20 protein-coding genes and 1 pseudogene are annotated in these 22,870 nt (G+C 71.9%); 3 read left to right on the top strand and 18 right to left on the bottom strand.

Annotated features, from left to right (window positions below; translation table 11 throughout):
- Positions 1-226: 226 nt before the first annotated feature.
- On the top strand, positions 227-1,456 hold the full coding sequence (locus tag ABZ449_RS14890; protein WP_360345470.1) for a DUF349 domain-containing protein: 1,230 nt from the start codon (positions 227-229) through the stop codon (positions 1,454-1,456).
- A gap of 68 nt (positions 1,457-1,524) precedes the next feature.
- Here the strand turns inward: ABZ449_RS14890 and ABZ449_RS14885 are convergent.
- The 16 genes and pseudogenes from ABZ449_RS14885 to pgsA form a co-directional block, all read right to left on the bottom strand.
- A pseudogene (locus ABZ449_RS14885) lies at positions 1,525-3,846 on the bottom strand (bifunctional (p)ppGpp synthetase/guanosine-3',5'-bis(diphosphate) 3'-pyrophosphohydrolase); the annotation flags it as partial.
- Between the two features lie 284 nt (positions 3,847-4,130).
- Positions 4,131-4,682: an adenine phosphoribosyltransferase gene (locus ABZ449_RS14880; RefSeq protein WP_360345468.1), complete on the bottom strand. Its 552-nt coding sequence runs from the start codon at positions 4,680-4,682 to the stop codon at positions 4,131-4,133.
- Between the two features lie 44 nt (positions 4,683-4,726).
- Positions 4,727-5,830 (bottom strand): protein translocase subunit SecF, encoded by a 1,104-nt coding sequence (gene secF / locus ABZ449_RS14875; protein WP_360345466.1) that lies wholly within the window; start codon positions 5,828-5,830, stop codon positions 4,727-4,729.
- 4 nt (positions 5,831-5,834) lie between these two features.
- Positions 5,835-7,535 (bottom strand): protein translocase subunit SecD, encoded by a 1,701-nt coding sequence (gene secD, locus ABZ449_RS14870; RefSeq protein ID WP_360345618.1) that lies wholly within the window; start codon positions 7,533-7,535, stop codon positions 5,835-5,837.
- Positions 7,536-7,768: 233 nt separating this feature from the next.
- A complete protein-coding gene (gene yajC, locus ABZ449_RS14865; RefSeq protein ID WP_360345464.1) occupies positions 7,769-8,170 on the bottom strand; it encodes a preprotein translocase subunit YajC in 402 nt (133 codons plus the stop codon).
- Between the two features lie 260 nt (positions 8,171-8,430).
- A complete protein-coding gene (ruvB, locus tag ABZ449_RS14860) occupies positions 8,431-9,516 on the bottom strand; it encodes a Holliday junction branch migration DNA helicase RuvB (protein ID WP_360345462.1) in 1,086 nt (361 codons plus the stop codon).
- A gap of 53 nt (positions 9,517-9,569) precedes the next feature.
- Positions 9,570-10,181 (bottom strand): Holliday junction branch migration protein RuvA, encoded by a 612-nt coding sequence (ruvA, locus tag ABZ449_RS14855; protein WP_360345460.1) that lies wholly within the window; start codon positions 10,179-10,181, stop codon positions 9,570-9,572.
- Positions 10,178-10,729 carry a crossover junction endodeoxyribonuclease RuvC gene (gene ruvC / locus ABZ449_RS14850; protein ID WP_360345616.1) on the bottom strand — a complete coding sequence of 184 codons (552 nt, stop codon included), beginning with the start codon at positions 10,727-10,729 and terminating at the stop codon, positions 10,178-10,180. Before ruvC ends, ruvA begins: the two co-directional genes overlap by 4 nt.
- 183 nt (positions 10,730-10,912) lie before the next feature.
- Positions 10,913-11,671: a YebC/PmpR family DNA-binding transcriptional regulator gene (locus ABZ449_RS14845; protein WP_049651428.1), complete on the bottom strand. Its 759-nt coding sequence runs from the start codon at positions 11,669-11,671 to the stop codon at positions 10,913-10,915.
- A gap of 99 nt (positions 11,672-11,770) precedes the next feature.
- Positions 11,771-12,394, bottom strand: coding sequence for a pyridoxal 5'-phosphate synthase glutaminase subunit PdxT (pdxT, locus tag ABZ449_RS14840; protein ID WP_360345458.1), 624 nt, complete (start codon positions 12,392-12,394; stop codon positions 11,771-11,773).
- A gap of 94 nt (positions 12,395-12,488) precedes the next feature.
- The gene (gene pdxS, locus ABZ449_RS14835; RefSeq protein WP_360345456.1) at positions 12,489-13,400 is read right to left on the bottom strand and encodes a pyridoxal 5'-phosphate synthase lyase subunit PdxS; all 912 of its coding nucleotides are present in this window, start codon (positions 13,398-13,400) and stop codon (positions 12,489-12,491) included.
- A gap of 129 nt (positions 13,401-13,529) precedes the next feature.
- On the bottom strand, positions 13,530-14,030 hold the full coding sequence (locus ABZ449_RS14830) for a hypothetical protein (RefSeq protein ID WP_360345614.1): 501 nt from the start codon (positions 14,028-14,030) through the stop codon (positions 13,530-13,532).
- 74 nt (positions 14,031-14,104) lie between these two features.
- Positions 14,105-14,473 (bottom strand): isomerase, encoded by a 369-nt coding sequence (locus tag ABZ449_RS14825; protein WP_360345454.1) that lies wholly within the window; start codon positions 14,471-14,473, stop codon positions 14,105-14,107.
- 72 nt (positions 14,474-14,545) lie between these two features.
- Positions 14,546-15,727, bottom strand: a complete 1,182-nt coding sequence (locus ABZ449_RS14820) for a glycosyltransferase family 4 protein (RefSeq protein ID WP_360345452.1) — start codon at positions 15,725-15,727, stop codon at positions 14,546-14,548.
- A gap of 52 nt (positions 15,728-15,779) precedes the next feature.
- Positions 15,780-16,742 (bottom strand): phosphatidylinositol mannoside acyltransferase, encoded by a 963-nt coding sequence (locus ABZ449_RS14815; protein WP_360345450.1) that lies wholly within the window; start codon positions 16,740-16,742, stop codon positions 15,780-15,782.
- A 16-nt stretch (positions 16,743-16,758) separates the two neighbouring features.
- Positions 16,759-17,406, bottom strand: a complete 648-nt coding sequence (gene pgsA / locus ABZ449_RS14810; protein WP_224278759.1) for a phosphatidylinositol phosphate synthase — start codon at positions 17,404-17,406, stop codon at positions 16,759-16,761.
- A 290-nt stretch (positions 17,407-17,696) separates the two neighbouring features.
- Between pgsA and ABZ449_RS14805 the strand changes: the two genes are divergently transcribed.
- The gene (locus ABZ449_RS14805; RefSeq protein WP_360345448.1) at positions 17,697-19,745 is read left to right on the top strand and encodes an elongation factor G-like protein EF-G2; all 2,049 of its coding nucleotides are present in this window, start codon (positions 17,697-17,699) and stop codon (positions 19,743-19,745) included.
- 118 nt (positions 19,746-19,863) lie between these two features.
- Here ABZ449_RS14805 and ABZ449_RS14800 read toward each other — a convergent pair whose 3' ends face one another.
- Positions 19,864-20,289, bottom strand: coding sequence for a DUF393 domain-containing protein (locus ABZ449_RS14800; RefSeq protein WP_360345446.1), 426 nt, complete (start codon positions 20,287-20,289; stop codon positions 19,864-19,866).
- Between the two features lie 194 nt (positions 20,290-20,483).
- Between ABZ449_RS14800 and ABZ449_RS14795 the strand changes: the two genes are divergently transcribed.
- The gene (locus tag ABZ449_RS14795; protein ID WP_360345444.1) at positions 20,484-22,130 is read left to right on the top strand and encodes a hypothetical protein; all 1,647 of its coding nucleotides are present in this window, start codon (positions 20,484-20,486) and stop codon (positions 22,128-22,130) included.
- Positions 22,131-22,202: 72 nt separating this feature from the next.
- Here ABZ449_RS14795 and ABZ449_RS14790 read toward each other — a convergent pair whose 3' ends face one another.
- On the bottom strand, positions 22,203-22,763 hold the full coding sequence (locus ABZ449_RS14790; RefSeq protein WP_360345442.1) for an HIT domain-containing protein: 561 nt from the start codon (positions 22,761-22,763) through the stop codon (positions 22,203-22,205).
- Positions 22,764-22,870: the final 107 nt, after the last annotated feature.

Raw genomic sequence — 22,870 nt, 5'->3', positions numbered from 1 at the left:
CCCACACGGCCCCGGACCGAAATCGCCCGGCCCGGATGCGGACAGCACCGGTCCTGGTCGCCTATGTTGGCGTTGTATAGGGTGCCCGCACCCGCCTGGCCGTCACCCTCGGCAGCAAGGCACGGCGGACGGGGACGGCGGACTCTTTCGGTCCGTCGCACATCAACTGTGGACGACGGACGCGCGCCGCCCCGGCGCGGGCGCGACGTCATGTGGAGGACGCGCTATGAGCAGCGACCCGTGGGGCCGTGTGGACGAGCAGGGCACGGTCTACGTCAGGACGGCCGACGGTGAACGCGTCGTCGGTTCCTGGCAGGCCGGCTCGCCCGAGGAGGCCCTCGCCTACTTCGAGCGCAAGTACCAGGGCATCGAGGTGGAGATCGGCCTGCTGGAGAAGCGGGTGCGCACCACCGACCTGGCCGCCAAGGACGCCCTGACCGCGCTGGAGCACCTGCGCGCCCAGGTCGTCGAGGGGCACGCGGTCGGGGACCTGGAGGGCCTGGCCAAGCGGCTGGACACGCTCACCGGCGAGATCGAGAGCCGGCGCGAGGAGCGCAAGGCCGCTCGCGCCAAGGCCCAGGACGAGGCCCGTGCGGCCAAGGAGGCCCTGGTCTCCGAGGCCGAGCAGCTCGCCGAGTCCACCCAGTGGCGGGAGGCCGGGGACCGGCTGCGCGCCCTGGTGGACACCTGGAAGGGCCTGCCGCGGCTGGACCGCAAGAGCGACGACGAGCTGTGGCACCGCTTCTCGCACGCCCGCTCGGTCTTCTCCAAGCACCGCAAGGCGCACTTCGCCACCCTGGACGCCGAGCGCGAGAAGGCCCGGCAGACCAAGGAGGCGCTGGTCGCCGAGGCCGAGGCGCTGTCCTCGTCCACGGAGTGGGGCAGCACCGCGGCCGCCTACCGCGACCTGATGGCGCGCTGGAAGGCCGCCGGCCGGGCCCAGCGGGACATCGAGGACGAGCTGTGGGCGCGGTTCCGCGGCGCCCAGGACGTCTTCTTCCAGGCCCGTTCGTCGGTGTTCAGCGAGCGGGACGCCGAGCAGGTGGAGAACCAGAAGCTCAAGGAGGCGCTGGCCACCGAGGCCGAGGCGATCCTGCCGATCACCGACCTCAAGGCCGCCAAGGCCGCGCTGCGCGAGGTCAACGAGCGCTGGGAGGCCATCGGGCACGTGCCGCGCGAGGTCCGTCCGAAGCTGGACGGCCGGCTGAACACGGTCGAGCGGGCCATCCGCGAGGCCGAGGACGCCGAGTGGAAGCGCTCCAACCCGGAGGCCAAGGCCCGCGCGGCCGGCATGGTGGGCCTGTTCCAGGCGAAGGCCGACAAGCTCCAGGCCGACCTGGACAAGGCCCGCGCGGCCGGCAACGCCTCCAGGATCGCCAAGCTGGAGTCCGAGCTGGACGGCGTGCGGACCCTGCTGGACCAGGCGCACAAGAGCCAGGAGGAGTTCAGCGGCTGATCGCTCGGCCCGCTGGAACGGCGAAGGCCCCCGGGATCGCTCCCGGGGGCCTTTCCCGTACCGGCCCGCTACTTGCGGGCGGAGGTGACGCGGTAGACGTCGTACACGCCCTCGACGCCGCGCACCGCCTTGAGCACGTGGCCCAGGTGCTTCGGGTCGCCCATCTCGAAGGTGAAGCGGCTCATCGCCACCCGGTCCCGGGAGGTCTGCACCGCCGCCGACAGGATGTTGACGTGCTGGTCGGAGAGCACCCGGGTGACGTCCGAGAGCAGCCGGGAGCGGTCCAGCGCCTCGACCTGGATGGCCACCAGGAAGACCGAGGACTGGGTGGCCGCCCACTCGACGTCGATCATGCGCTCCGGCTGCTGGCTCAGCGCCTCCACGTTGACGCAGTCGGCGCGGTGCACCGAGACGCCGTTGCCGCGGGTCACGAAGCCGACGATCGGGTCTCCGGGCACCGGGGTGCAGCACCGGGAGAGCTTGACCCAGACGTCCTCGACGCCCTTGACGATCACGCCCGGGTCGCCCTTGGCCCGGCGGCGCACCGCACGGCGGTTGTCGTGGGTCGGGGTGGCGGTCTCCGCCAGGTCCTCGGTCGCGCCCTCCTCGCCGCCGAGCGCCTGGACCAGCTTCTGCACGATGTTCGGCGCGGCGACGTGGCCCTCGCCGATCGCGGCGTAGAGCGAGGAGATGTCGGGGTAGCGCATCTCGTGGGCCAGGGTGACCAGCGAGTCGCCGGTCAGGATCCGCTGGATCGGCAGGCCCTGCTTGCGCATCGCCCGGACGATCGCCTCCTTGCCGTGCTCGATCGCCTCCTCGCGGCGCTCCTTGGAGAACCAGGCGCGGATCTTGTTGCGGGCGCGCGGGGACTTGACGAAGCCCAGCCAGTCCCGCGAGGGGCCGGCGTTCTCCGCCTTGGAGGTGAACACCTCGACGGTGTCGCCGTTCTCCAGGGTCGACTCCAGCGGCACCAGCCGCCCGTTGACCCGGGCGCCTATCGTCCGGTAGCCGACCTCGGTGTGCACCGCGAACGCGAAGTCGACCGGGGTGGCCCCGGCCGGCAGGGCTATCACGTCACCCTTGGGGGTGAAGACGAAGACCTCGTTGCTGGCCAGGTCGAAGCGGAGCGACTCCAGGAACTCGCCCGGGTCGGCGGTCTCCTTCTGCCAGTCCAGCAGCTGCCGCAGCCAGGCCATCTCGTTGACGGCGCCGGCCTTGTCGTCCTTGCGGACCTGGGTCGGGGTGTCGGTGCGGACCTTGGACGCCCCGGCCACCGCGCGCTGCTTGTACTTCCAGTGCGCGGCGATGCCGTACTCGGCCCGCCGGTGCATGTCGAAGGTGCGGATCTGCAGCTCGACCGGCTTGCCCCCGGGACCGATCACCGTGGTGTGCAGCGACTGGTACATGTTGAACTTGGGCATCGCGATGTAGTCCTTGAACCGCCCCGGCACCGGGTTCCACCGCGCGTGGATGGTGCCCAGCGCCGCGTAGCAGTCGCGGACGGTGTCGACCAGGACCCTTATGCCCACCAGGTCGTAGATCTCGGCGAAGTCCCGGCCCCGGACGATCATCTTCTGGTAGACCGAGTAGTAGTGCTTCGGCCGACCGGTGACGGAGGCGGTGATCCGGGCGCCGCGCAGGTCCGCCTGGACCTGGTCGATGACGGTCGCCAGGTACTCGTCCCGCTTGGGGGCGCGCTCGGCGACCAGCCGGACGATCTCGTCGTACATCTTGGGGTAGAGGATCGCGAAGGCGAGGTCCTCCAGCTCCCACTTGATGGTGTTCATGCCCAGCCGGTGCGCCAGCGGGGCGTAGATCTCCAGCGTCTCGCGGGCCTTCTTCTCCTGCTTCTCCCGCTTGAGGTAGCGCATCGTGCGCATGTTGTGCAGGCGGTCGGCCAGCTTGATCACCAGGACCCGCGGGTCCTTGGCCATCGCCACGACCATCTTGCGGACGGTCTCGGCCTGCGCGGCCTCGCCGAACTTGACCCGGTCCAGCTTGGTGACGCCGTCCACCAGCAGGGCCACCGAGTCGCCGAAGTCCTTGCGCAGCGTCTCCAGGCCGTAGTCGGTGTCCTCGACGGTGTCGTGCAGCAGCCCGGCCATCAGGGTCGGGGCGTCCATGCCGAGTTCGGCCAGGATCGTCGCGACGGCCAGCGGGTGGGTGATGTACGGGTCGCCGCTCTTGCGCTTCTGCCCGCGGTGCCACTTCTCGGCCACCGCGTACGCCTTCTCGATGTCGCGCAGCAGCGCCGGGTCGGCCTTGGGGTCGTTCGCCCGGATCGAGCGGAACAGCGGCTCCAGGACGGGGTTGAGCACGCTGGAGCGCTGACCGCCGAGGCGGGCCAGCCGGGCGCGCATGCCGCCGGTGGAACCACGGCCCGAGGGGCCGAGCGAACGCGAGGAGGTCGGCGCCGGGCGTGCCGGGGTGGCCCCCGAGGGCGTGGGACGGTTTTCGGGGGTGGCCGCTGCGGCCGTGGGCACAACCTCGTCGGGCAAGGACAACTCCTCGGGGCACCGGACCGACCCCTGCCGAGGCCCGAGCGGTCCGGGACAACCGGGAGGGGATGAATCTTCATGGTACCGAGCCGGGCGCCGACGTGTTCATCCGGCCGGGCCAGGAAACGGAAGGACGGCGGTCGGATGTCCCGACCGCCGTCCTCCTGACCGATCCGTCAGACCGTGACCAGCGTCTCCAGCGGGGCGCCGCCCAGGTGCCCGGCCAGCCGCTCGCGGCCGTCCAGGAAGCCCAGCTCCATCAGCACCACGACGCCCGCCAGCTCGGCCCCGGCCTCCTTGACCAGGTCCAGCGAGGCGCCGATGGTGCCGCCGGTGGCCAGCACGTCGTCCACCACCAGCACCCGCTCACCGGGCGCGAAGGCGTCGCACTGGACCTCCAGCGTCGCCGAGCCGTACTCCAGCTCGTACGAGCGCCGGAACACCTCGCCGGGCAGCTTGCCCGGCTTGCGGATCGGCACGAAGCCGAGTCCGGCCGCGAAGGCCGCCGGGGCCGCCAGCACGAAGCCGCGCGCCTCCAGGCCCACCACCTTGGTCGCACCGAGCTCCTCGGCCCGGTCGGCCAGCGCCCGGGTGAGGGCGCCGAAGGCCTCGGCGTCGGCGAGCAGCGGCGCGATGTCCTTGAACAGCACACCCGGCTTCGGGTAGTCCGGGACGTCGCGGATCCGGCTGTTCAGCAGCTCGGCCAGTGCGGTGTCGGCGGTGGTCACGGTGGTGTCCTTCACGGTGGTGGGCCTGGGGCCCGCGGTCGGGGTTAGCGCTTGGTGGACGGACGACCCTTGGCACGGGAGGTGCCGGCCGAGCGGCCACGCTGTCCGACCATACCCGCGGGCTGCTCCTCGCCCGTCGGCTCCTCGTCCGCCGCGACGCCGTCGCCGGCCTCGGCCTTGGCGGCCGCGGCGGCCCGGTGCTGGAGGACCCGCTTGCGCAGCGCCTTCATCTCCGGCTGCTCCTCCTTGAGCTGCGCCAGCAGCGGGGTGGCGACGCAGATCGAGGAGTAGGCACCGGCCGCGAGGCCGATGAACAGCGCGAGCGAGATGTCGTTCAGGGTGCCGGCGCCCAGGAGGCCGCCACCGATGAACAGCAGTGCGGCGACCGGAAGCAGCGCCACCACGGTGGTGTTGAGCGAGCGCACCAGGGTCTGGTTGAGGCCCGCGTTCGCGGCCTCGCTGTAGGTGAGCTTGTTCTGCTTGGTGAGCCCCTTGGTGTTCTCCTTCACGGTGTCGAAGACGACGACCGTGTCGTAGAGCGAGTAACCGAGGATGGTCAGGAAGCCGATCACCGTACCCGGGGTGACCTCGAAGCCCACCAGGGCGTACACGCCGATGGTGATCAGGAGGTCGTGGATGAGGGCGACCAGGGCGGACACCGCCATCCGCCACTCGAAGGCGATCGCCAGGTAGACCGTCACCAGGATCATGAAGACGATCAGACCGGTGAGTGCCTTCTGGGAGATCTGCTTGCCCCAGCTGGGGCCGATCACCTGGGCCTCGACGGTGTCCAGCGGCACGCCGAGCTTCTGCGAGAGCTCGGAGCGGATCTGGTCCGAGCTCTTGGTCTCCTCGGTGCTGACCTGGATGCGGATCTTGCCGCTGTCGGTCGACTGGACCAGCGGGTGCGAGGAGACGACCCCGTCGGCGGTGTCCTGCGCCTGGGAGACCGTCAGGCCCGGCTTGGCCACGGTGTAGACCGAGCCGCCCTTGAACTCGATGCCCAGGTGCAGACCCATGGCCAGGCCGATCGCCGCGACCAGCACGATCACGCCGGAGATGGAGTACCAGAGCTTGCGGCGACCGACGAAGTCGAAGCTGACTTCGCCCTGGTAGAGCCGGTGGCCCAGGTTGGAGAAGCGTGACACGGTGTCAGGCCTCCTTCACGGCGGCAGAGGAGGGGCTACGGCGACGGCTGCTGCGCAGCGGCGGGCGGGCGCCCAGCCGCTTCGGGTCCAGGCCGGACCACGGGTGGCCGTTCAGGAAGAACTTGCGACGGGCCAGCAGCGTGATCAGCGGCTTGGTGAAGAGGAAGATCACCACGACGTCGAGCGCGGTGGTCAGACCCAGGGTGAACGCGAAGCCCTGGACCTTGCCGACCGAGACCACGTAGAGCACGGCGGCACAGAGGAAGGACACGAAGTCCGAGACCAGGATGGTGCGCCGGGCGCGCGGCCAGGCCCGCTGGACCGCCGGGCGCAGCGGGGCGCCCTCGCGGACCTCGTCGCGGATGCGCTCGAAGTACACGATGAAGGAGTCGGCGGTGATGCCGATCGCGACGATCGCACCGCAGACCGCCGGCAGGTTCAGCGCGAAGCCGATCGCGCTGCCCAGCAGGCTCATGATCGAGTAGGTCAGGATCCCCGAGACGATCAGACCGGCGATCGAGACCAGGCCGAGGCCGCGGTAGTAGATCAGCGAGTAGGCGACCACCAGGATCATGCCGATCAGGCCGGCGACCAGACCGGCCTTGAGCTGGTCGCTGCCGAGCGCCGGGGAGACGGTGGTGATGTCGCTCTTGCTGAACTCCAGCGGCAGGGCGCCGTAGCCCAGCACGTTGGCCAGGTCCTGCGCCTCGCTCTGCTTGAACTGGCCGGTGATGACCGCGCTGCCGCCCGGGATCGAGCCCCGGACCTCGGGGTGCGAGACGACCTGGTTGTCCAGCACGATGGCGAACTGGTTGTTCGGCGGGGCCTGGGTGGCCAGCTGGCCGGTGATCTTGGCGAAGGCGTCGGTGCCGGTGCCGTTGAACTGCAGCTGGACCTGCCAGCCGGCGCCGGTCTGGGTGTCGATGCCGGCCTGGGCCTTGGAGACGTCCGAGCCCTTCACGGCCACCGGGCCGAGCACCAGCTTCTCGTAGTAGCCCTTCTCGGCCTTCTGGGAGCAGGCGACGACGGCCTTGTCCTCGTCGCCGGTCTGGGCGGCGCGGACCTCGGGCTTGGAGCAGTCCAGGGCGGCGAACGCGGCGGACAGCTCCGGCGGCACGCTGCCCTGGGTCATCGCGGCGCTGAGGTCGGCCGGGGTCTGCGGGGTGGCCGCGGCGCTCGGGGCGCCGGTGGCGGCGGAGGGCGCGGCGCCGGTGGCGGCGGCGCTCGGGCTGGCGCCCTCGGCGGCCAGCGCCTCGCTCGCGGGGCGGCCCTGCTTGGTGGCGCTCGCGCCGGCGGACGGGGTGCCGGTGGCGGCCGCGGTGGCGCCGGCGGACGGGGTCGCACCCGGGGTGCCGGTGGCGCCCGCGGACGGGGTGCCGGTGGGCGCCGGCACGGCGAGGCCGCTGGGGGCCACGGCCAGGACGGGGCGGAAGAACAGCTTGGCGGTGGTACCCACCTGGTCCGCCGCGTTCTGCCGGTCGCCGCCCTTGGGGATGTTCACGATGATCGTGTCCGAGCCCTGGGTCTGGACCTCCGCCTCGGAGACACCCATGCCGTTGACGCGACGCTCGATGATCCCGACGGCGATGTCCATGTTGGACTTGGTCAGCGCCTTGGGGTCGGTCGACTTCGCGGTCAGCGTGATGCTGGTGCCACCGGCGAGGTCGATACCGAGCCGGGGCTTGGTGGTGCCGTTCCCGAACATGAGGGCGACCAGTCCGACGGTGACGACCAGGATGAGGGCCAGAGCCCGTCCTGGGTAGCCGTCGCGCGGGCGCGACTTGGGTGTTGCCACCTTGCTCGTTTCTCCCTGTCCATGCCACTTCCCCGGCCGTACCCCCGTACCGAGATCCGGCACGGGGGTACGGCGGTTGTGCGGCCCTGAGGTCTATGGGCTCGCGGCGTATGCCGCGCGGCCGGGCGGGTTGCCCGGCCGTACTACTTGCTCGCGGGAGCCCCGCCCTCGGCATCGCCCTTCTCGGCGCTGTCCTTGGTGAGCGTCAGCGGCTTGGCCTCGACCGGCTCGGCGTCCTCGGCCTCCGGCTCGGGCAGCTCGTCATCGGCGGGGCGGCCGTTGATGATCGCGTCGTACTCCTGGGGGTCCAGGACGGCCGCGACGGCGCTCTTGGTGAAGTGGGTGATCACGCCGGGCGCGATCTCCAGCTCGACGGTCTCCTCGTTGACCGCCTTCACCTGGGCGTACAGGCCACCGATGGTGCGCACCCCCGCCCCGGGCTCCAGCGCAGTCTGCATCTGCTGCTGCTGCTGCTGGCGCTTCTTCTGCGACCGGAACATGAGCACGATCGCGATGATCGGGAGGAGAAGGATGATGAGGTTCACTGCAGCCAGGGTCCTTTACGGGCCGCCGGCCGGCGGCCTGTGTGGTATTGGTCGGCCCGTCAGGTGAGAGGGGCGGTCCGGCGGAGTCTAGGCGACCCCGAATCGATCGGACAACGCCAAGCATCGCATCCTGCCGCCGAAAGTGGCGAGCCTCCGCCTGCACGGATTCCCCGGACTTCGCTCCCGGCTCCTCCGTGTGCCAGAACGGAAGCACGGGGTGGGAACCGACCGGCCCGACTCACCCGTTCAGCCGATGGCGGTCAGCTTTCGTCCGCCGGAAACAGCTCCGACTGCGCCGGAACGCCTCCGCGCATGGTCTGGACCGGCGCGGTCCGTGTCGGCGGCGTCAGGCCGAGGTGCTGCCAGGCGGCGGCGGTGGCGATCCGGCCGCGCGGGGTGCGGGCGAGCAGGCCCTCGCGGACCAGGAACGGCTCGGCGACCTCCTCGACCGTCTCGGACTCCTCCCCCACCGCGACCGCGAGTGTCGACAAACCGACCGGACCGCCGCCGAACAGCCGCAGCAGCGCGTCCAGCACCGCGCGGTCCAGCCGGTCCAGACCGCGGGCGTCCACCTCGTAGACGTCCAGCGCCTGGGCGGCGATCTCGGCGGTGACCTGCCCGTCGTGCCGGACCTGGGCGTAGTCGCGGACCCGGCGCAGCAGCCGGTTGGCGATGCGCGGGGTGCCGCGCGAGCGCCCGGCGATCTCGGCCGCGCCGGCCGGGTCTATCTCCACGTCCAGCAGCGTGGCCGAGCGGTGCACCACCCGCTGGAGCTCGGCCGGGGCGTAGAACTCCATGTGCCCGGTGAATCCGAAGCGGTCGCGCAGCGGCGGCGGCAGCAGACCGGCCCGGGTGGTGGCGCCGACCAGGGTGAACGGCGGAAGCTCCAGCGGGATGGCGGTGGCGCCCGGGCCCTTGCCGACGATCACGTCGACCCGGAAGTCCTCCATCGCCATGTAGAGCATCTCCTCGGCCGGCCGGGACATCCGGTGGATCTCGTCGAGGAAGAGCACCTCGCCCTCGGTGAGCGAGGAGAGGATCGCCGCGAGGTCCCCGGCGTGCTGGATGGCCGGGCCGGAGGTGATCCGGATCGGGGCGCCCAGCTCGGCGGCGATGATCATGGACAGGGTGGTCTTGCCGAGCCCGGGCGGCCCGCTCAGCAGCACGTGGTCGGGCGCGCTGCCGCGCTTCCGGGCGGCCTGGAGCACCAGCGACAGCTGCTCGCGCACCCGCTCCTGGCCGATGAACTCGTCCAGGAGCTTGGGGCGCAGCGCCGCCTCCACCGCCTGGTCCTCACCGTCGGCGGCGGCCGTGACCAGCCGGTCGGCGGGTTCCGGGTCGTACATCGTCGCGGGCTCCAGAGTCTCCAGTGTCGGAAAACGGACAGGTCGGCGGGTGATCAGCGGGCGCGGTTGAGGCCGCGCAGGGCGAGCCGGAGCAGGGCGCCGACGTCCGGCGTCGCCTGCGCCTCGGCCTCCGGGGTGACGGCCGCGACCGCCTCGTCCGCCTCGCGCGGGGCGTAGCCGAGGCCGGTCAGCGCGGAGTGCAGCTGCTCGCTCCACGGCGCCGGGCCGGCGGCGATCGGCTTCTGCGCGGGGACGGCGCCGTGCGGGGCGCCGAGCTTGTCCTTGTACTCCAGCAGCAGCTTGGCCGCCTTGGCCTTGCCGATGCCCGGCACCGCGACCAGCGCCTTCTCGTCGCCGCCCGCGATCGCGGCGCGCAGCGCGTCGGGGCTGTGCACGCCGAGGATCGCCTGCGCCAGCTTGGGGCCGACGCCGGGCGCGGCCTGGAGGATCTCGAACACGGCGCGCTCGTCGTCGTCCGCGAAGCCGAACAGGGTCAGCGAGTCCTCCCGGACCACCAGCGAGGTGGCCAGCCGGGCCGGCTCGCCCAGCCGCAGCCCGGCCAGGGTGTTCGGGGTGCACTGCACGGCCATGCCCACCCCGCCGACCTCGACCACCGCGATCCCGGAGGAGATGGCCGCCACGGGCCCTTGCACGAAGGCGATCATCGGACGGTGCCTTTCGGAGGAGTGGAGCGGGAGGTGGAGCGGGCGGCCCGGACGGCGGCCTCCAGCCGGTTGGTCGCCCCGCCGCGCCAGATGTGGCAGATGGCCAGCGCCAGCGCGTCGGCGGCGTCGGCGGGCTTGGGCGGCGCGTCCAGCCGCAGCAGACGCTGCACCATGGCCGTGACCTGCGCCTTGTCGGCCCGGCCGGAGCCGGTGACGGCGGCCTTGACCTCGCTGGGGGTGTGCAGGGTGACGGGGATGCCGCGCCGGGTGGCGCAGAGCATCGCGACGGCGCTGGCCTGGGCGGTGCCCATCACGGTGCGGACGTTGTGCTGGGCGAAGACCCGCTCGACGGCGACCAGGTCGGGCCGGTGCTCGTCCAGCCAGGCCTCGATGCCCTGCTCGACCTGGAGCAGCCGCTGCCCGATCTCGGCCTCGGCGGGGGTGCGCACCACGCCGACCCCGGCCATCCGCAGCGGCCGGCCCGGTGCGCCCTCGACCACGCCGACCCCGCACCTGGTCAGCCCCGGGTCCACGCCCAGTACCCGCACCACTCGCCCGTCTCCCTGTCACTCGTCGGCGTCACCCGCCGCTGCTGCCCGCCCCTCGCCGAGCGACCACCGCAGGCTACCGCCCGGGTCCGACAACCCGACCGACGACACCGGCCCGGTGGTCCAGGGACCACCGGGCCGGGCAGTGAGAACGGTCACTCACCGACGATCACTGGGCAGTGATCACTCGGCGTCGAGCTGCGCGCCGACCTCGTCGGAGATGTCGAAGTTGGCGAAGACGTTCTGCACGTCGTCGCTGTCCTCCAGCGCGTCGATCAGCTTGAGGATCTTGCGGGCGCCGTCGACGTCCAGCTCGACCTGCATGCTGGGGAGGAAGTTGGCCTCGGCCGAGTCGTAGTCGACGCCCGCGTCGACCAGCGCGGTGCGCACGGCGACCATCTTGGAGGCCTCGGAGACGATCTCGAACGAGTCGCCGAGGTCGTTGATCTCCTCCGGCTCCTGGTCGAGGACGACCTCGAACAGCTTGTCCTCGTCCACGCCGTCGGCCTTGGGGACGATGACGACGCCCTTGCGGGTGAACAGGTACGACACCGAGCCCGGGTCGGCCATCGAGCCGCCGTTGCGGGTCATCGCGACGCGCACGTCGGAGGCGGCGCGGTTGCGGTTGTCGGTGAGGCACTCGATCAGGACGGCGACGCCGTTCGGGCCGTAGCCCTCGTACATGATGGTCTGGTAGTCGGCGCCGCCGGCCTCCAGACCGCCACCGCGCTTGACGGCGCGGTTGATGTTGTCGATCGGGACCGAGCTCTTCTTCGCCTTCTGGATGGCGTCGTAGAGGGTCGGGTTGCCCGCCGGGTCGGGACCGCCGGTGCGCGCCGCCACCTCGATGTTCTTGATCATCTTGGCGAAGAGCTTGCCGCGCTTGGCGTCGATCACGGCCTTCTTGTGCTTGGTGGTAGCCCACTTAGAGTGGCCGGACATCGCCAGCTCCTTTACGTCGCCAAAGGGAAATGAACAGATGAGATCTTACCGGTGTCGTCACCGGTGGGGCGCACACGGTCAGCACGTGGCCGACACGGGTCAGCGCGCGGCCTCGGCGAGGCGCTCCTCGACCATCCGCACGAAGTACGCGTGCACCCGGTGGTCACCGGTCAGCTCCGGGTGGAAGGACGTGGCCAGCAGGTTGCCCTGGCGCACCGCCACGATCCGGCTCTCCGGGCCGTCGGCGGCGGGCAGCTCGGCCAGCACCTCGACGCCCGCGCCGACCGCCTCGACCCAGGGGGCGCGGATGAAGACGCCGTGCACCGGCGCGTCGCCCAGGCCCGCGAAGTCGATCCCGGACTCGAAGGACTCGTTCTGGCGGCCGAAGGCGTTGCGGCGCACCGTCATGTCGATGCCGCCGACGGTCTCCTGGTCCTCGCGGCCGTCCAGGATCTTGTCGGCCAGCATGATCATGCCCGCGCAGGTGCCGTAGACCGGCATCCCCGCGGCGACCCGCTCGCGCAGCGGGTCCATCACGCCGAACAGCAGCGCCAGCTTGGACATGGTGGTGGACTCCCCGCCGGGGATCACCAGCGCGTCGACCTCGGCCAGCTCCTCGGCGCGGCGCACCGGACGGGCGAGCGCGTCGGCCTCGGCCAGCGCCACCAGGTGCTCGCGGACGTCGCCCTGGAGGGCGAGGACGCCGATGACAGGAGTGCTCACGGTCTTCAACCTCTATCGATCGTTACGACGGACTACGTGGCGCGGCCCGCCGCAGCGCCGAGGCGCTGCGGCGGGCCGGCTCAAGGGACGGCGACTACCAGCCGCGGTTGGCGTAGCGCTCGGTCTCCGGCAGGGTGTCGCAGTTGATGCCGACCATGGCCTCGCCCAGGTTGCGGGAGGCGTCCGCGATGATCTTCGGGTCGTCGAAGAAGGTGGTGGCCTTCACGATGGCGGCGGCGCGCTTGGCCGGGTCGCCCGACTTGAAGATGCCCGAGCCGACGAAGACGCCCTCGGCACCCAGCTGGCGCATCAGCGCGGCGTCGGCCGGGGTGGCGACGCCACCGGCGGAGAACAGCACGACCGGCAGCTTGCCGAGCTCGGCGACCTCCTTGACCAGCTCGTACGGGGCGCGCAGCTCCTTGGCGGCGGCGTACAGCTCGTTGTTGTCCAGGGCGCGCAGCTGGCCGATCTCGTTCTTGATCTGGCGCAGGTGGCGGACGGCCTCGACGACGTTGCCGGTGCCGGCCTCGCCCTTCGAGCGGATCATGGCCGCGCCCTCGGCGATGCGGCGCAGGGCCTCGCCCAGGTTGGTGGCGCCGCAGACGAAGGGGGTGGTGAAGGCGAACTTGTCCGAGTGGTTGACCTCGTCGGCCGGGGTCAGCACCTCGGACTCGTCGATGTAGTCGACGCCCAGCGACTGGAGCACCTGGGCCTCGACGAAGTGACCGATGCGGGACTTGGCCATCACCGGGATGGAGACCGCGGCGATGATCTCCTCGATCATGTTCGGGTCGGACATGCGGGCGACGCCGCCGTCCTTGCGGATGTCCGCCGGGACCCGCTCCAGGGCCATGACGGCCACGGCGCCGGCGTCCTCGGCGATCTTGGCCTGCTCGGCGTTGACCACGTCCATGATCACACCGCCCTTGAGCTGCTCGGCCATGCCGCGCTTGACCCGGGCGGTGCCGATCTGCGGCTGGTCTGCGGTGGTGGGGGTGGTGGACACGTGAGACCTCACTCGAAGCTGAATCGGTGCTATCGCCCTATGGTAGGCAGAACGGGTGACCCCTCCATGCGCCACCAAGTCCAGCCCGGACGACGGGACACGACAAACGGGCCGTATCCGGGGGACACCTTAAGCAGGCGCCCCCTCGGGCGTAAGAGCGGGCGGCGGCGCATCGTCCATCTCGAACGCCAGCGGGAAGGGCGCCTTCCCCGCCAGCCGGAAGTACCGCACCAGCCGGTGCTCGCGCACCGCCCGGGCCGCCCGCACCGCGTCGTTGTGGAACCGGCGGGCCATCGGCACCCGCCGCACCGCGGCCGTCAGATCACGAACCGCGTCCTCGCCACCCGGCTCGGCCACCAGCGCCGCCACCTGCTCCGGCTCCTCGAACACCGCCCGCAGCGCCAGGCTCAACTGGCTCTCCGCCACCTCGCGCTGCTCGTCCTCGGCCTGCCGGGCCGCGTGCGCCGCGTCCAACAGCAGCAGCGAGGCCGCCGGATCCAGCAGCGAGGACGTCGCCAGCTCCAACGCCACCGAGGCCCGGCGCACCAGCTGCGCGTCCAGCGCCGCCCGCGCGGCATCGATCCTGGCGTGCAGCCGGTCCAGACGACCGGCCGTCCAACTCAGGTACATGCCGAACAGCACCACGGCCACGCCGGCCCAGATCCAGGTAGTCACGGGCCGCTACGTTACCGGGTGTCACCGGTTCAGCCCTGGGCGGTCGCGTTCCGGTAGCACTCCCGGTCGATGTCCGCGATGTCCACCGCCGTGAACAACCGGGTGCCCGGCCGCGGCCGGACGTACTGCGCCAGCAGCGCCAGCACCCCCTCGCTCAGCGCCGCCTTCGCCTCCGGCGAACGCCCCGGGAAGATCTGGAACTCCACGAACACCTGGGCGTCGGCGGCCGCCCCGCTGGTGCCCACCACCAGCAGCTCGCTCTGCCGGAACACCGTCTTGCAGGAATCCGGCTTCGCGTCGATCGTCGCCTCCGCCAGCCGGTTGATCGCCAGGCCGAGGCCCCGGCGGTCGAAGGTGCCGGCCAGGGAGGCCGAGTAGTCGACGGAGATCTGCGGCATGTCGCCCCCGTGGATCGCAGTGGTACGGACGCCCGACCCTAACGCCACCGACACCCGGGCCCGCCGCGGGGATCAGTCCCTGGCCAGCCCGAACCGGCGCCGACCGCTGCGCACGTCCTCCTCGACCACCGCCGCCTCGCCGGCCGTCACCGTCTCGTACACCGCCAGGATGTCCGCGCCCACCGTCGACCAGTCGAACCGCCGCACGTGCCGCGAGGCCGCCTCCCGCAGTTCCTCCAGCCGCGCCGGATCACCCAGCAGCCGCAGCGCCGCACGGGCCAACGCGTCCGCGTCCTCCACCGGGAACAGCTCGCCCGCGCCCCCGCCGTCCAGCACCTGCTTGAACGCGTCCAGATCGCTCGCCAGGACCGGCGCGCCCGCGGACATCGCCTCCACCAGGATGATCCCGAAGCTCTCGCCACCGGTGTTCGGCGCCACGTACAGGTCCACGCTGCGCAGCAGCCGGGCCTTGTCCCGGTCGCTCACCATGCCGAGGAACTCCACCTGCCGACGCACCTCGGGCGCCAGGCCCGCGACGGCCTCCTCCTCGTCGCCCTTGCCCGCCACCAGCAGCCGCACCCCCGGCCGCTCGGCCAGGATCCCCGGCAGCGCCGCCAGCAGCGTCGGCAGGCCCTTGCGCGGCTCGTTGATCCGGCCGATGAAGCCGATCGTGCCCGGCTCCCCCTTCGCCGCGCCTCCGGTCCAGCGCTCGTCCGGCTCCGCCCGCGCGAAGAAACCCACGTCCACACCGTTCGGGATCACCACCGCGTCCCCGCCGAGGTGCTCCACCAGGGTGCGCCGGGCGTACTCCGACACCGCGATCCGGGCCCGCATCTTCTCCAGCCCCGGCTGGAGGATCGGCGAGGCCGCGATCATCACCCGCGAACGCGGGTTGGAGGTGTGGAAGGTCCCCACCATCGGCCCGGTCGCCGACCACGCGGCCAGCATCGACAGGCTCGGCGCCGCCGGCTCGTGCACGTGCAGGATGTCGAAGCGCCCGTCGTGCAGCCACCGCCGCACCCGCGCCGCCGACAGGATCCCGAAACTCAGCCGCGCCACCGACCCGTTGTACGGCACCGCCACCGACCGACCCGCCGGAACCACGTACGGCGGCAGCGCCTCGTCGTCCTCGGCCGGCGCCAGCACCGACACCTCGTGCCCCAGACCGATCAGGTGCTCGGCCAGGTCCCGGATGTGGAACTGCACCCCCCCGGGGACGTCCCAGTCGTACGGGCAGACGATGCCGATCTTCACGGGTTCCTCAAGCTCCTTCGGACAGTGGTGCGGGCGGGCAGGACGGAACGGCTCAGGACCCGGAGGCCTCGACCGCGGGCTCCGGGGCCGCCTCCGCACGCTCCGCGGGCGCCGCCCTCACCGTCTCACGAACCGGCAGGTCGGCCAGCCAGAACCGCTGCAGCATGTGCCAGTCCTGCGGGTGCTCGCGGATGCCCCGCTCCCACACCTGCGCCATCGCCTGGGTCATCGCCAGGGTGCGCTCCTTGCGGTCGCCCTCCTCGGGCACCGGCACCTCCGGATGGATCCGCGCCCGCAGCACCGGGCCGTCGTACCAGAGCGTCACCGGCAGCAGCGCCGCCCCGGTCCGCTGGCACAGCGCCGCCGGACCGGCCGGCATCCGCGTCCCCTCACCGAAGAACGACACCCCGATGCCCGCCTCCGACAGGTCCCGGTCCCCCACCAGGCAGACCAGCCGTCCCTCGCGCAGCCGCCGCGCCAGCGTGCCGATCACGTTCACCGAACCACCGGTCAGCGCCAGGACCTCCATGCCCAGGCCCTCCCGGAACGCCACGAACCGGTCGAACAGCCGCTCCGGCTTCAACCGCTCCGCGACCGTGGTGAACGGGTAGCCCTGCTGCGCCACCCAGGCCCCCGCGAGGTCCCAGTTGCCCATGTGCGGCAGCGCTATCAGCGCGCCCCGACCCGCCTCCAGCGGCGCCCGCAGGTGCTCGAAGCCCTCCACCTGGACGTCCCGGGCCACCCGCTCCCGGCTCCACACCGGCAGCCGGAACGACTCCATCCAGTACCGCAGGTACGAGCGCATCCCGGCCCGGGACAGCTCCCGCAGCGCGGCCTCGTCCATCCCCGGACGGACCCGGCGCAGATTCGCCTCCAGCTGGAGCACCCGCTTGCCGCGCTTGCGCCACGCGTAGTCCGCCAGCCGGTCGAACAGCCCCCTGGCCACCCGCTCCGGCAGGTGCTTCAGAAGCCCCCACCCCAGCGCGTACGCCCAGTACACCAGTCGGTCCGTCACCGCAGGACGCCCCCCATCAGCTCCCGGCCGCCGCTCGGTCGGCCTCGAACGCCTCCCGGCGCACGGTCAGCATCCGCTGGAACACCGTCACCAGGCTGCCCGCCGCCACCAGCCACAGCGCCACCGGCAGCAGCCACTCCACGTACGGCACACCGAACTTGTGCAGACCCGCGACCCCGGCCGCCACCAGGCTGGCCACCAGCCGCTCGGCCCGCTCCACCAGCCCCGACACGTCGCACGGCAGACCCTGGCTCTCCGCCCGCGCCTTGGTGTACGACACCACCAGACCGCTCGCCAGACAGAAGATCGCCACCGCACAGAGCAGGTTGTTGTCACCCTTGCCCGCGTACCACATCGCCAGACCGCCGAAGATCGCCGCGTCCGCGACCCGGTCCAGGGTGGAGTCGAGGAACGCCCCCCACTTCGTGCTCCGGCCCAGCTGGCGGGCCATGTTCCCGTCCACCAGGTCCGAGAAGATGAACAGCGTGATCGTGATGGTGCCCCAGAAGAACTCCCCACGCGGGAAGAACACCAGCGCACCGGCCACCGAACCGGCGGTACCGATCAGCGTCACGGCGTCCGGGCTCACGCCCAGGCGGATCAGGAACGCGGCGAACGGGGTCAGGACACGTGTGAAGAAGGCACGCGCGTATTTGTTGAGCATGGCCTTCCCAGCCGCTCCGATCTCCCAGATACCCGCCTGGCGCAGCACGCGCAGCAGACGGCCGGGCGGATCAGCCCGTCCGGCCCACCCATCGTAGCCACGCCCGGGACACGCTCCGGCGCACGCACCGCCGGACGCCACCCCCACCCAACTCCGCGCACACGCACGGTCACCGACCGGCCGTACGACACGCACCCCGCCCCGACCCGACCGGCCGTACGAGACGCGCCACCACGACACCCGACCCTAGACTGCGAAGGACAGCCTCGGCGCCACGGGAGGAGACCCCGATGCCCGACCGCAGCACGGCACGAGCCGGCCAGGCACCCGCCGTCACCGGCCCGAAGGACCTGCGCAACGTCGTCCTCATCGGCTCCAGCGGTGTGGGCAAGACCACCCTCGCCGAATCCCTCGCCCTCGCCGCCGGCGCCACCGGCCGGGCCGGCCGCGTCACCGACGGCACCACCGTCTCCGACCACGAGGACATCGAGCAGCAGCAACAGCGCTCCGTCCAGCTCGCGCTCCTCCCCCTCGAATGGAAGGGCGTCAAGATCAACCTGATCGACCCGCCCGGCCACCCCGACTTCACCGCCGACCTGCGCGCCGCCCTGCACGCCGCCGACGCCGCCGTCTTCGTCGTCTCCGCCACCGACCCGGTCACCGCCCCCACCCGCGCCCTGTGGCGCGAATGCGCCGCCGAAGGCATCCCCCGCGCCATCGCCGTCGCCAAACTCGACCTCGCCCACACCGGCTTCGACGACATCCTCACCGCCTGCCACGACGCCTTCGAACTGGGCCCGGACACCCTGCGCCCGCTCTTCCTGCCCGTCCTCCACGACGGGCACCCCGACGGCAGCGTCGACCTCCTCACCGGCGACACCTACGGCGACGCCGACCCCCTGCCCGACACCGCCCCCGCCCACGACAGCCTCGTCGAAGCCATCTCCGGCCAGGACGACACCCTCATGGAGCGCTACCTCTCCGGCGACCCCCTCGACACCGACTCCCTCGAAGCCGGCCTGCGCCGCGAAGTCCTCTCCTGCGCCCTCCACCCCGCCGTCCCCACCAGCGAGAACGGCCTGGGCGCCGCCGAACTCCTCGACCTCATCGCCCACGCCTTCCCCGACCCCACCGAACGCACCCGCCCCGCCCCCGCCTGCGACCCCGACGCCCCCCTCGCCGCCCAGGTCGTCCGCGTCACCGGCGACGCCTACGTCGGCCGGATCAGCCTGCTGCGCCTGTACGCCGGCACCCTGCGCCCCGACACCAAGATCCACCTCGTCGGCCCCGCCCACACCGACGACCAGAACGGCGACGAACGCGTCACCGCCCTCACCAGCCCCTTCGGCAAGCTCCAGCGGCCCGTCCCGCACGCCGTCGCCGGCGACCTCGTCTGCGCCGCCAAACTCACCACCGCCCGCGCCGGCGACACCGTCCACGAACCCGGCCAACCCGTCACCCTCGACGGCTGGACCCTCCCCGAACCGCTGCTCCCGATCGCCGTCGAAGCCCACAGCAAGGCCGACGACGACAAGCTCTCCCAGGCCCTCGCCCGCCTGACCGCCGAGGACCCGGCGCTACGCCTGGAACAGAACCCCGACACCCACCAGCTCGTCCTCTGGTGCACCGGCGAGGCCCACGCCGACGTCGTCCTCGACCGCCTCCGCACCCGCCACGGCGTCCACGTCGACACCGTCGAACCCAAGGTCGCCCTGCGCGAGACCTTCGGCAGCGCCGCCGCCGGCCACGGGCGCCTGGTCAAGCAGTCCGGCGGCCACGGCCAGTACGCCATCTGCGACCTCGAGGTCGAACCGCTACCGGCCGGCTCCGGCTTCGAGTTCCAGGAGCACGTCGTCGGCGGCGCCGTCCCCAAACACTTCATCCCCTCCGTCGAGAAGGGCGTCCGCGCCCAGCTCGCCAAGGGCGTCGCCACCGGGTACCCGCTCGTCGACGTCCGGGTCACCCTCACCGACGGCAAGGCGCACTCCGTCGACTCCTCCGACGCGTCCTTCCAGAACGCCGCCGCCCTCGCCCTGCGCGACGCCGCCGAGCACGCCGTCATCCGCCTGCTCGAACCCGTCGCCGCCGTCAGCGTCCTGCTCCCCGACGACTACCTCGGCGCCGTCCTCGGCGACCTCTCGGCCCGCCGCGGCCGCGTCCTCGGCACCGAGACCGGCGGCAGCGGCCTCACCCTGCTGCGCGCCGAGGTCCCCGAACTCGAACTCGTCCGCTACCCGATCGACCTGCGCTCGCTCACCCACGGCACCGCCGAGTTCTCCCGCGCCTACCTGCGCCACGAACCCATGCCCCCCGCCCTCGCCGGGCGCTACACCGACTGAGCGGCACCGCGGCTCGTCGACGTCACGACCCGGCGACGCCACGGCCGGGCGACGTCACGACCCGGCGACGCCACGGCCGGGCGACGTCACGACCCGGCGACGCCACGGCCGGGCGACGTCACGGCTGGACGGGATTCCGGTTCGGCAGCGCACAGGCCGCCGTACCCCCCGGCATCCGGTGCCGGTTGCGCGCCACCCAGCGGTACACCAGCCCCGCCAACGGCCGCACCGGCGCCGCCGTCAACACCGCGCCCGGATATGCCCACACCCCGCCGGAGCGCATCAGCAGCCGCGCAACCGCCTGCGCGCCCCCGTACACCCGGCCACTCGGCGTCACCCAGAGCACCTCGCGCTCGGCCCGCTCGGCCGACACCTCGCCCCGGCCGCCCGCCCGCCCGTCCAGCCCCGCCAGATCCGCGAACTGGAACGGCACCGCCTCCCAGCCCCCCGAGGCCAGCGTCTGCCGCAGGTACCGCTCCGCCCAGCGCACGCAGGACGAACAGAACGAACAGTCCCCGTCGTAAACCAGCACCGGATCCTTCACGGCACTCCCCTTTCCTCGCTCCCGCCGTCCATCCTGCCCCACCGCCCCCATCCTCACCGCGATGGGTATCGACCCCTCCGAAGCTGGGCATCATGGCCCTCAGGCCTCCGGTGACGGTACTTCAGACGATCATCCGCGCGGGGGTGCCACGGCACGGTAACCTGCCGCTGACAAGGGGAGGAGGGGACGCCACCGTGACCACACTCGACATGACCCCGGGTGCGCAGATACCCCGGACCGACGCCGGCCCGCAGACCGCCATCACCCAGGGACTCTCCTCGACCGCGTACCGCGACGGCGAGATCAAGGGCTTCGTCGGCGCCGTCACCGACGCCACCGAGAAGAAGGGCCGCTTCGCGCTCTTCCGCCCCAACCTCGGCGAGGCCTTCAGCAAGGCGCTGGTCTCCCGTGCCCTGGGCGGCGGCCGCAAACCCCTCGTCCCGGCCTTCGGAGTCGACACCCGCCAGGTCGTCGAACACTGCCTGGCCGCCGAGGAACTGCGCAACACCCGCGACCGGCAGCTCAGCACCGTCTCCATCGCCACCGGCGTGCTCTTCCTCCCCGGCACCCTGGTCTGGCTCGGCGCCTTCCAGCTCCGCGCCTGGCTCAAGCGGGACAATCCGAAGAACGCGGCCGTCTACGGCGGCATCGTGCTCGCCGTGACCGCCGCCCTCGCGATCCTGCTCGCGCTGCGCCCGCCGGCCACCGGCTTCATCGGCATCTACCTGCGCGTGACGATGCTCGCCCCGGTCGTCGGCTGGTACCTCGCCCGCCGGATCGTCGAGCGCTCCGCCAAGGACCTGCGCTCCCGCTGGCAGTCCCTGGTCGAGGGCAGCGTGGTGGCCGCCTCCGTCGCCAAGGCCGTCCCCCGGGACGACCTCGACAAGAAGGCCGCCGACCTGCGCGACAAGCTCGGCCGCCTGGACGCCGAGCAGGAGACCAACATCCACCACTACGCCGGCCCCAAGGGCATCCTCGGTGCCGGCCGCCGCTGGGGCGAATGGCGCCTCGCCGACACCCTCCACCCCGCCGAGGGCCACGCCGACTTCCGCGCCTTCCACCCCTGGGACCTGATCCGCCGGATCTCCTCCCACCTCAAGGGCCTCGGCGTCAGCCACGTCGCCAACAGCGGCATGCCCAACGTCGCCATCAAGCAGTGGGTGGTCTTCGACATCGGCGAGGGCGCCGACGAGATCAGCCGCCCCGGCAACGCCGACATGGACGGCGACCGGATGCGCGACTTCGCCGTGCAGAGCGTCGCCGACAAGCAGACCTTCTCCGGCGGCCCCCGGCACTACCTCGCCACCCAGTTCATCACCCACGACGGCAAGCTGGTCCTCACCTTCACCGTCACCGTCACCCTGCTCGCCAACGTCCTGAACATCACCGTCTCCGGCTACGCGCTCGGCCCGGTGAAGGGCGTCTTCTTCGACAAGCCCAAGGACAAGGAGAAGTCGGTCGCCAAGACCGTGAAGTTCTGGGAGGAGCGCACCGTCAAGCTCCCCCTGATCGACAACGACGAGGTCGTCCGCCAGGCCGTCCGCGCCCCCTTCTACCGGATGCCCGGCCTGCTCGGCTGGCTCGGCGGCGGTCTCGGCCTGCCCGAACCGTTCGGACTGCGGCACATCTGGGCCGGCCGCGCCTGGGAGAACCGCTCCATGGTCGACAACGCCCAGAACGCCTCCGTCCCGGTGCTCGCGGCGGTCCACGCCGCCACGCTGGAGTTCCTTGAGGAGCACGACCTGGACGCCGACCGCTTCTTCAAGAACCGCACCTCGATCATCAAGTCCGAGGCGCAGAGCCCCCGCCCGTACGACGTCGACACCTTCAACGCCGGCTGATCCAGCGAGCACGGAGAGGGCCCCACCGAGATCCTCGGTGGGGCCCTCTCCGTGTCGTTCCGGGTCTCCGGATCAGCCCTGCGGCCAGACCTCGGCCAGCATCTTCCGGGTGTCCGCCAGCAGCTGCGGCAGCACCTTGGTGTGGCCGACCACCGGCATGAAGTTGGTGTCCCCGCCCCAGCGCGGCACCACGTGCTGGTGCAGGTGCGCCGCGATCCCGGCCCCGGCCGCGGCGCCCTGGTTCATCCCGATGTTGAACCCGTGCGCCCCGGAGGCCGCCCGCAGCGCCGTCATGGCCTTCTTGGTGAAGTCCGCCAGCTCGGCCGTCTCGGCCTCGTCCAGCTCGGTGTAGTCGGCCACGTGCCGGTACGGGACCACCATCAGGTGGCCGCCGTTGTACGGGTACAGGTTCAGCACCGCGAACACGGCGCTCCCCCGGGCGATGATCAGCCCGTCCTCGTCGCTCAGGGACGGGATCGAGCAGAACGGACAACCGTCGTCCGGAGCCGGGCCGGTGGGCTTGTTCTCACCCTGGATGTAGGCCATCCGATGGGGGGTCCACAGGCGGCGGAAGCCGTCCGGCTCACCGACGCCCCGCTGCAGTTCCGGCTCAGTCGTCATGCTGATCAGCATATTCGCCCGACGGTGCTTGCAAAGCCGCGCGGGGCAGACTCATCGAGAGCCTGCCCCGCGCGATCCCCGCCAGGGCGGGGCCTACGACTTCTGTCCCTGCTTGATCA

Source organism: Kitasatospora sp. NPDC005856, from assembly GCF_040629945.1.
In the GTDB taxonomy this organism is placed as follows: Bacteria; Actinomycetota; Actinomycetes; order Streptomycetales; family Streptomycetaceae; genus Kitasatospora.
Note: the sequence above shows the minus strand (reverse complement) of the source record. Positions and strands in the feature narration are given on the sequence as shown.